The organism is Streptomyces sp. MH60, from assembly GCF_002939385.1.
In the GTDB taxonomy this organism is placed as follows: Bacteria; Actinomycetota; Actinomycetes; order Streptomycetales; family Streptomycetaceae; genus Streptomyces.
Genome location: NZ_MULI01000140.1, coordinates 1 through 8,371 on the forward strand (window position 1 = coordinate 1; position 8,371 = coordinate 8,371).

General features: G+C 75.5%; 6 protein-coding genes and 1 pseudogene. 1 reads left to right on the forward strand and 6 read right to left on the reverse strand.

Annotated elements, in window-relative coordinates; translation table 11 throughout:
* Both BZZ08_RS37600 and BZZ08_RS37605 read right to left on the reverse strand, forming a co-directional pair.
* Positions 1–1,195 (reverse strand): annotated as a pseudogene (locus BZZ08_RS37600) (ABC transporter permease); the annotation flags it as partial.
* Between the two features lie 166 nt (positions 1,196–1,361).
* Positions 1,362–1,775, reverse strand: a complete 414-nt coding sequence (locus tag BZZ08_RS37605; protein WP_052838099.1) for a globin — start codon at positions 1,773–1,775, stop codon at positions 1,362–1,364.
* An 86-nt stretch (positions 1,776–1,861) separates the two neighbouring features.
* Here BZZ08_RS37605 and BZZ08_RS37610 point away from each other — a divergent pair, with 86 nt between their 5' ends.
* Positions 1,862–2,836, forward strand: a complete 975-nt coding sequence (locus BZZ08_RS37610) for a methyltransferase domain-containing protein (RefSeq protein WP_104636628.1) — start codon at positions 1,862–1,864, stop codon at positions 2,834–2,836.
* An 18-nt stretch (positions 2,837–2,854) separates the two neighbouring features.
* On the opposite strand, the gene BZZ08_RS37615 is transcribed toward BZZ08_RS37610, so the two are convergent.
* The 4 genes from BZZ08_RS37615 to BZZ08_RS37630 form a co-directional block, all read right to left on the reverse strand.
* Positions 2,855–4,441 carry an FHA domain-containing protein gene (locus BZZ08_RS37615; RefSeq protein ID WP_104636629.1) on the reverse strand — a complete coding sequence of 529 codons (1,587 nt, stop codon included), beginning with the start codon at positions 4,439–4,441 and terminating at the stop codon, positions 2,855–2,857.
* 46 nt (positions 4,442–4,487) lie between these two features.
* Positions 4,488–5,834, reverse strand: coding sequence for a vWA domain-containing protein (locus BZZ08_RS37620; protein WP_104636630.1), 1,347 nt, complete (start codon positions 5,832–5,834; stop codon positions 4,488–4,490).
* Between the two features lie 114 nt (positions 5,835–5,948).
* Positions 5,949–7,322, reverse strand: a complete 1,374-nt coding sequence (locus tag BZZ08_RS37625; RefSeq protein ID WP_104636631.1) for a PP2C family serine/threonine-protein phosphatase — start codon at positions 7,320–7,322, stop codon at positions 5,949–5,951.
* A gap of 3 nt (positions 7,323–7,325) precedes the next feature.
* Positions 7,326–8,371 (reverse strand): tetratricopeptide repeat protein (locus tag BZZ08_RS37630; RefSeq protein WP_133169267.1); only part of this gene is annotated, 1,046 nt, incomplete at its 5' end.

The following is an 8,371-nucleotide window of genomic DNA, read 5'->3' on the forward strand; positions in this document are numbered from 1 at the left end:
CGCCGGCCGTCGGCTCCCAGCCGAGCCCGATCCGGGCCAGCGCCCCCTGCCCGGCCAGCAGCCGGATCAGCGGTCCGGCCAGCAGCGGCGCGCAGACCAGCGCGGGCACCGCCAGCAGCAGCGCCTCCAGCGCGGACCCCGCCGCCAGCCGGGACCGGGAGGCGCCACGTGCCCGCAGCAGCCGCAGCTCGCCCGCCCGCTCCACGCTCAGCAGCCGCGCCACCAGCAGCAGTGCGCCGCCCGCGAGCAGCACGAGCTGCGACGCGATGACCAGGAGGGTGGAACGGGAGACCTCCAGCGAACGGTCGAGACGCTCCAGGATCGCGGGCAGTTCGGTGGTCGCCGCGGTGGTGCCGCTGAGCACCTGCTGCTCGCGCAGCCACGCCAGGCCGCCCCGGGCCGCGTCCCCGAGGTCCCGCGTCCGTCCGGTCGTCAGCGACGAGTAGTCCGCCGTCACCAGCCACCCGGACGCCCCCGCGCTGACCCGGCCGTCGCTGAGCGCACCGGGCGGGGCGAGCAGCGGCCCGTACGTCGTGAAGCCGCCCTGCTGGAGGCCGCGCCCGGACAGGTCGTCGAGGCGCCAGTACGGTGACCCGGTGTCGACCGGCCGGTACAGGCCGCTCACCACGACGCGGACGGCGGGGCCGTCGAGCCGGTCGGTGAGGGTGAGGCGGTCGCCCGGACCGACACCGATGCGCTCGGCGGCGGCCACCGGCACCGCCACCTCGACGGCTCCGTCGGCGTCCGGGCCCCCGTTCGCGGGCATCCGGCCCTCGTCGAGGCGGACCTGCGCCGGGTCGAGCGCCGCGAAGAAGGTCAGGTCGGGGTCGCCGGACCGCTCGGTGGGCGGCCGCAGGGAGCCGGGCAGCGCGTACGGGCCCGAGCGCACCAGGGTCCGTACCGTGCGCGGCAGTCCCTCGAAGGTCTTCGCGGCGCCCTCGCGCACGGTGGCGTCGGCGGCCGGCCGCTGCTCGGCCGGTACGTCCGCCTTCACGATCAGCGCGGCGTCGGCCCCGGTGCGCGGGTCGGCGAGGGCGTGCCGCAGGGCCGCGTCACCGATGGCGCCCGAGTAGGCGGTCAGGGTGGCCAGCACCGTGGTGGTCAGCAGGACGGTGAGCAGGGCCGCGGCCAGCAGCAGGCGGTGCGCCCGCGCCCGCAGCAGCACGAACCCCACGAGCCCCCCGTACCCTGCCACCCGGCCCCCCGCCGCTGTTGTCCAGACCTCTCCGGATGTTGTCAGAGGTGGAGGTGCGGAAGTAAGCGCTTGGGATACGGACTTGACCGGATTGTGACCGGAATCCGGCGTCGGGTGACCGGAATGCGCCCGTCAGTCCGCCCGGTCACGCCGGGGCGGACCGGGATCAGCCCTGGGTGTTGATCATCGAGGCCGCCGCGTACGTCAGGTACTTCCACAGCGTCTGCTCGTGCTCCTCGGACAGGCCCAGCTCGTCGAGCGCGACCCGCATGTGCTTCAGCCAGGCGTCGTGCGCGGCCCGGTCGACGGCGAAGGGCGCGTGCCGCATCCGCAGCCGCGGGTGGCCGCGGTTGTCGCTGTAGGTCGTGGGGCCGCCCCAGTACTGCATGAGGAACAGCGCGAAACGGTCCTCCGCCGGACCCAGGTCCTCCTCCGGGTACATCGGCCGCAGGATCGGGTCCTCGGCGACTCCCTCGTAGAAGCGGTGGACGAGCCGGCGGAAGGTCTCCTCCCCGCCGACCTGCTCGTAGAAGGTCTGCTCCTGAAGCGTGCCGCGCCGAATCTCGTTCACGCCGTCCATGGTCTCAGACACGGGGACATAGGACCGAGGACCTAGGACCGCTCCGGGACCCTGCCCGCCGTGCGCCCGGCCCGTACTGTGGAGACATGGGCGGGTACGAGGACCTGGACAGCCTCGCCGCCTCCGCGCGGGCGGAGCTGGTGCGGGAGATCGAGCTGAGCGGCGCCTGGGCGGCCGACCCGGTGTGGCGGGAGGCGTTCCGGGAGGTCCCGCGCCACCTGTTCGTGCCGTACTACTACGTCGGCGTCCGGGGCGGCTACGAACGCCGGTGGGGCGAGGACCCCGACCCCGGCGCCCGCGAGCGCTGGGTGCGCGGCGCGTACGCCGACGCCCCGCTGGCGACCCGGCTGCGCGACGGCGAACTGCTCTCCTCCAGCAGCCAGCCCTCACTGATGGCGATGATGCTGGTCGAGCTGGACGTGCGGGACGGCCACCGGGTCCTGGAGATCGGCGCCGGCACCGGCTACAACGCCGCCCTGCTCGCCCGTCGCCTCGGCGACGACGACCTGGTCACCACGGTGGACCTGGAGCCCGAGATCACCGAGTCGGCCCGCCGGCACCTGGACACCGCCGGGTACCACCCGGCCGTCGTCACGGGCGACGGCGCCCGGGGCGTCCCCGAGCGCGCCCCCTACGACCGGATCCTCGCCACCTGCACGCTGCCCTCGGTGCCGCGCGCCTGGCTGGCCCAGTGCCGCCCCGGCGGCCGGATCCTGACCCCGCTGGCCACCGGTCTCGTCGTCCTCACCGTCCGCGACGCGGGGCACGCCGAGGGGCGCTTCCTGCACACGCCCGCGTACTTCGTCCCGCTGCGCGGCGCGGACCGTGCCGAGCCCGGGACACCGGGACTGGGCGGCGTACCGCGCCGGGCCCGGGAGGACGACCTGTACCGCTTCCTGCTGGCGCTGAGCCGGGGCGGGCTCGATCCGCAGGAGGCGTACGCGCTGTGGGAGCGCGAGGACGCCCCGCGCCGCGAGCGCTACGGCATCACCGTCAGCGGCGAACGGGCCTGGGCATGGCTGGACGACCCCGAGGGGCCCTACGCCTGGCCGTTCGCCTGACGGTGCGTGCCGGTCGCGTTATCCCCGGCGGATCGTGATCGTCGTCCAGGCGCCCACGTGCACCCGGTCGCCGTCCTGGAGCGGCACCGGCACGAAGGGCTGGATCGGCTCCTCGCCGCCGTTGACCGTCGTGCCGTTCGTCGAGTTCTGGTCGACGACCGCCCAGCTGCCGTCCGGCTGCTGCACCAGCACCGCGTGCTGGTGCGAGACGCCCGGGTCCTCCGGCGGCACGGCCAGATCGATGTCCGGGGTGTCGCCGGTGGAGTGCCTCCGGCGGCCGATGGTGATCTGGTTGCCGGTGAGCGTGCGCTGCTGCTCGGGCGAGTACGCGGGCAGGTTCAGGCCCGCGGCCTCGGGGCCGGAGCGCTGCATCATCGCCATGAAGTACTCGCGGTCCGGACCGATCGTCGCCGACCAGGTCGTCGGCTGCTGGGGCCGCTGCGGCTGCTGCGGGAAGCCCTGGCCGGGCGGGGGCGGGGGTGCCTGGGTGGCGCCGGGCTGCGGGTAGCCGTAGCCGCCGCCCTGGGCCGGGGCCGGGCCCCGGCCGTTCGGCCCGCCGGGCCCTCCCGGACCGGTGGACGACGGCGGGGAGAGCACCCAGTCGTCGTCACCGCCGCCGAAGGACGGGCCGCCCTGCTGCGGGTGGTTGGTCTCCCGCGGGAAGGCGGGCGGGGCCGGCGGACCGGAATGGAACCCCTGCGGGGCGCCACCGGGGCCGCCAGGGCCACCGGCGCCGCCGGGCGGGGGCGGAACGGGGCCGGGCGGAGGCGGAACCGGACGCGACGGATCGCCACCGAAACCGGGAGGGGCCGGGGGACCGGAGGGACCGCCCTGGCCACCGGGGCCACCGGGACCGTTCGGACCGCCGGGACCGTGGGGGCTGTTGGGCCCACCGGGCCCACCGGGGCCGCCGAAGCCGCCACCAGGACCACCAGGACCATTGGGCCCACCAGGACCACCCGGGCCGCCGAAGCCGCCCGCAGGCCCACCGGGGCCGCCAGGCCCGCCGCCGGGACCACCGGGACCACCGGGACCATTGGGGCTGTAGGGGCCGTTCGGGCCGCCGGGACCGCCCGCGGGACCTCCAGGGCCACCCGGGCCTCCAGGGCCACCGGGACCACCGCGGCCCGACGGGTCCGCGCCGAAGGGCGGCGGGCCCGGGGGGATCGGTTCTGCGGGACGGTTCATCTGGGACGGGCGGGAGCCCTGGTAGTCGTACGCGTCACCGCCGCCGTACGACGGACCCGCGGGCGGCTGCCCGAAGTGCGGTGCCGGCGCCGGGCCACCGGACGCGGGCGGGCGCGGGGCGGCCGGGGTGTACGAGGTGGCGGTGTTGGTCAGGAAGTTCCACCGGCACTCCTCGCAGAACGGCGCACCGCCCTCACGCGGCGTGCGGCACTGCGGGCACAACTGCGGCTCGCCGCCGGGACCACCGGGACCGCCGCCCGGCCCACCGGGACCGCCGGGACCGGCGGGCGGCGGGAAGCCGTAGCCGCCGCCGGGCGGCGGTGGCGGAGGGGGCGGCACGGCACCGGCCATGCGGTGACCGCAGACCTCGCACCAGTCGTCGGAACCCGACTGGTGTCCGTTCGGGCAGGTCGGCATGTCGGAGCTTCCCTCTCTTGCGGGCGTGTCGCGCGGTTGTTGTGCGTCACTTCTTTACACGAACCGTCTTGGTCGACCGGGTCTCGAGAGTCATCTCGTCGGCCTCCTCGACCTTCGCTTTCAGTCGCACAGTACCTGCCGCCGCGTCCACCACGTCCACCACCTTCGCGAGCAGTTTCGCCGTATCGGCGTTTCCGGAGGCACCGGCGAGCTGAACCGCGCGGCCCAGTTTGGCCGTTGCTCCGTCGATGTCTCCCGCTTTGCGTAGATCGAGCCCTTGCTGGATGGCTTGTGCCAGTTCGGCCTGGCCGGTGTAGTGGGCGACTTGGGGGTTGATCGACGTGGAGGCCGTCATGTCGTCGGTCCACACGGCCCGTACGAGACCCTGCGCGCCGAGGTTCTGCACGCTGCCGCCGGGCTCCGGGATGACCAGGGAGACCCGGGCGGCCAGCATCTCCTGGCCGAGGTCCGCGGCCGGTACCTCCACGCAGACGTGGTAGTCACGGGACTCGTCGCCCCAGGAACCGAGGGGGTAGTCGCCGGCCCGCGGTCCCGCCTCGGTGCGGCGGCCGGTCAGCTCCTCGACCGTCGGGGCGACCTGCTTGACGAACTTCACGGTGGTGCCGACCGGGGTCCACAGGCGCAGCGCGACGTCCGCGACCTCCTTGCCCATGGCCGTCTCCATCATCCGCGTGAAGTCGGCGGCCAGACCGGCCGGATCGGCGACGATGTCGGCGGTGCCGAGCAGGGCGGAGGCGATCCCTGTGACTTCTTTCACTTCCCAGTCGGTGCCCACGCCACGGGCGTCGCACGTGAAACGCCCGGCGCAGGCGGCGAGGGCGGCTCTGAGGTCCTCGGGCGACTCGTGCTCGTTGCGGCCGTCGGTGAGCAGGATGCCGTGCCGGATGGCGACGTCCGCGGTGGACAGCAGCCGGTCGGCCAGCCGCAGCCAGGTGCCGATGGCGGTGCCGCCGCCCGCGCCGATACCGCGCACCGCCTGCTTGGCCTGCGCCCGGGTGGTGGCGTCGGCGACCGCGAGCCGGCCGCCGCCCGGGTAGACCTCCTTGGCCACGTGCGTGCCGCCGACCACGGCGAAGTGCACCCCGTCGCGCAGGGTGTCGATCGCCGCGGACGTGGCGTCGCGGGCGTTGCGCATCTTGGTCGGCGGGTAGTCCATCGAGCCCGAGCAGTCGACCATCAACGCCACGGCGGCGGACGGCCCCTGGCCGGGCGAGTACAGGTGGGGCGCGGCGACCGCGCTCCCGACGGTGCCGCCGCCGGTCGCGGTGACCGTGACGATGGCGTTGACCTCACGGCCGCCCTCGGGCAGGTACTCGTTCTGGTAGACGTCCACCGCGAACTGCGGCACGTTCGACTTCGAGAAATTGGCCATGCCGGATCGCATCCCCCATCTACGTCCCCACAGCGGTGGGGCCTTGGCTCACTGGTGCGGACCGCCCCCTGCGGTCCGCGAGGCCGCCCCTCCACCCGTGTCCGTGCGGGGCCCTCAGGCCGATCCTGCCCCCTGCGGCGGGGCCGGGAACGGCAGGAGGGCCACTGTTACGTTGTCGTGGCCCCCGCCGTCCAGCGCGTGACCGACCAGGACGCGGGCGCCGTGCAGCGGGCGGACGGCGGCGTCCAGGGGCATGGCCTCGGCCATCTCCTCGGCGGACTCCGCGTAGTTCCACAGGCCGTCCGTGCAGACCACGACCACACCGGGGCGGTCCGGCTTGAAGGACGCGGTGTGCGGCTCCAGTTCGTAGGCGTCCGCGCCCAGCCAGCCGGTGATCGCGTGGGCGCGCTCGTCGGCGTAGGCCTCCGCCTCGCTCATCAGACCGGCGGCGACCATCTGCGCGGCCCACGAGTCGTCCTCGGTGAGCCGGGCGGGCGGGGTGGTGCGGTCGGCCGGGACCCAGTAGACCCGGCTGTCACCTACCCAGCCGACGACCAGCAGACCCGCGGTGACCACGGCGCCGACCAGGGTGCAGGCGGGCGCGTTCTGGTGCGGGGCCTGCTCGCGGGCGGTGGCCGGCTCGTCGGCCAGCGCGTTGACGGCCCGCGAGGCGGCGAGGATGGCGTCGTGCATGGCCTGCTGCGGGTGCGTGCCGCGCGGCAGGGCGCCGAGCAGCGACTCGCCGGCCGCCCGGGACGCGGCGAGGGAGGCGTCGTCGGGGCGGGTCGCGGAGGACACGCCGTCGCAGACGATCGCCACGGAGGCGGGGGCGCCGTCGGGCAGCGCGGTGCGGCCCACCGAGAACGCGTCCTCGTTGCGGTGGTGGCGCAGACCGCGGTCGCTGACGGCGGCCACCGGTCCCGACTCCTGCTCCATGTGGTCGCGTTCGCGGGGCTGGGCGTGCCCGCAGTTCTCGCAGTAGCCGTCGTCGTCGACCCGGCCCGCGCGGCAGGCCACGCACACCTTCTCGGCCGCGGCCGGTGCGGCGGGCGGGGCCGGTGCGGCGGTGGCGGCCGGTTCGGGGCTCTGCCGCGGGTCGGGCGCCTGCAAGGGGTACTCCTCGGGCTCGCCCGGCCGGTCGAACCGCACACCGGGCGCCGGAATCACCGGCGCCGCGGGCGGGGACGGCGGGGACGGCGGGGGCGGCGGCAGCAGCGGGGAGCCGCCGGAGTCGGTGCCCGGCAGTTCGGCCGCCGCGTGCACCGGGGCGGGGTGGCCGTGGCCGTCCGAGTCCCGGGCCGTGGGCCAGTCCACGCCGTCCGGCGCGGGCACCGCGCCGTTGACCGCCGGGGTCGGGCTGTCCTCGGGCCGTGCGGGCACGACGGACAGGTCGTATCCGCACGCACCGCAGAAACGGTCACCCGAGTCGAGGGGTTCCTCGCAGCTCGGGCACTTCGGCACAGCGGCCTGCTGGGGCATCTGCGACATCAACTACACCCACGTCCGGGGGCGGTAACGATTGGCACGTTCCACCAGGTCGATCCTCTCCTCGCCGCCCCGCGCCAGCCGGGCCAGCGTGCGGTACGAACGCTCCAGGCCGAAGCGCAGGCCGCGTTCGTCCAGGCCGCTGCCGAGCAGCGTCCGTCCCCCGGCGGCGGGAGGGACGGAACCCCGACCTCCGGAGAGTACCCAGTCCAGCGCGCAACCGAGGACCTCGGCCGACAGCTGCTCGCGCCGCGCCGGGTCAAGACCGTACACGTCCAGCGCCTCGACCTGCCGCGCGGCGGCGACCAGATCGTCCAGGAACTTCAAGTCGCCCGCCGCCGCGGTGCGCTGCCGCAGCCGCGCCCGGACGGCCGCCACGCGGGCCGCGGTGCAGTGGACGGACGTCTCCGGCACCGACTCCAACGTCCGTACGGCTCCGGCCCGGTCACCGGCGGCCAGCTGCACCCGGGCGAGACCGAACGCCGCGCTGACGTGGCTCGGGTCGGATGACCACACCAGCCGGTAGTACTCGGCGGCGTTGTCGAGCTGCCCCAGCACCTCCGCACACAGGCCGAGCGCCAGCTTGGGCGCGATCTCGCCGGGGAAGGCGTCGTAGACCGCGTCGAAGGCCAGCGCGGCGTCCTCGTGGGCGCCGGTCACCAGGGCGGCGAGACCGCGGTACCAGACCACCCGCCAGTCGTCGGGGCGTTCGCCCTCCAGGGTCCCCAGCGCCTCCAGGGCGCCGGAGGCGTCGCCGTTCTCCAGCCGGGCCCTGATCTGCCGCAGCCGGGTCTCGGTCGACGGCGCCGGGGCCGCGGCCAGCGCGGTCAGCAGCTCGGCCGGCGCGGACGCCATGAGGCCCGCCAGAAAACCCGCGTTGGGGTCACCGGCGTCGACCCGGGGGACCGGCAGCGCGAGCGAGGCGGTGGGCGCGTCGGCCCCCTTGACCAGGCCGGCGGCGGCGGTGCCGAGACCGCCGACCGTGCTGACCGCACCGGGCAGCGAGGCGCTCGCGTTCCCGGGGGCGGCCACCGGCGCCCCGGCCGGTCCCG

Coding starts and splice junctions, on each gene's coding strand:
- BZZ08_RS37605 (WP_052838099.1), bottom strand. CDS start 1,775: ATGGACGGCGTGAACGAGATTCGGCGCGGCACGCTTCAGGAGCAGACC.
- BZZ08_RS37620 (WP_104636630.1), bottom strand. CDS start 5,834: ATGGCCAATTTCTCGAAGTCGAACGTGCCGCAGTTCGCGGTGGACGTC.
- BZZ08_RS37615 (WP_104636629.1), bottom strand. CDS start 4,441: ATGCCGACCTGCCCGAACGGACACCAGTCGGGTTCCGACGACTGGTGC.
- BZZ08_RS37625 (WP_104636631.1), bottom strand. CDS start 7,322: ATGTCGCAGATGCCCCAGCAGGCCGCTGTGCCGAAGTGCCCGAGCTGC.
- BZZ08_RS37610 (WP_104636628.1), top strand. CDS start 1,862: ATGGGCGGGTACGAGGACCTGGACAGCCTCGCCGCCTCCGCGCGGGCG.